This is a genomic window from Klebsiella sp. HN106 (genome assembly GCF_051209435.1).
Classification (GTDB): domain Bacteria; phylum Pseudomonadota; class Gammaproteobacteria; order Enterobacterales; family Enterobacteriaceae; genus Klebsiella; species Klebsiella oxytoca.
This window is the reverse complement of record NZ_JBLURD010000234.1, coordinates 1-295: the sequence shown is the minus strand read 5'-3', so window position 1 is coordinate 295 and position 295 is coordinate 1. Positions and strand designations below refer to the sequence as shown.

The following is a 295-nucleotide window of genomic DNA, read 5'->3' as shown; positions in this document are numbered from 1 at the left end:
ACATAATCTATATTCCAAATCATTCCGAATGCCGCCATGCGGCAACCGAATGCCTTACCGGTGGCAAAGGTGCCGCGCGCGGCCAGACAGCATGCCATTCGGCCACCGAGGCGGCGTTCAGCGCAACATCGGTGTTTCCACCTGCCCGCTCGTATTTAAAGGATGTCGTTTTATGAATTTTCTCGCCCACCTGCACCTGGCCCATCTCGCCGACAGTTCGCTGCCCGGCAACCTGATGGCCGACTTCGTGCGCGGCAACCCGCAGGGCGACTATCCGGCGGAGATCATCGACGGC

Annotated in this window: 2 protein-coding genes; one reads left to right on the top strand and one right to left on the bottom strand. The window is 59.7% G+C overall.

Going from position 1 to position 295, the window contains the following annotated elements; genetic code table 11:
• Window positions 1–98: hypothetical protein (locus tag ACSIPU_RS31065; protein ID WP_435322542.1), on the bottom strand; the 98-nt coding region annotated here is incomplete at its 3' end.
• A gap of 74 nt (window positions 99–172) precedes the next feature.
• Here ACSIPU_RS31065 and ACSIPU_RS31060 point away from each other — a divergent pair.
• The coding region (locus ACSIPU_RS31060) for an ACP phosphodiesterase (RefSeq protein ID WP_435322540.1) at window positions 173–295 on the top strand (123 nt) is incomplete at its 3' end.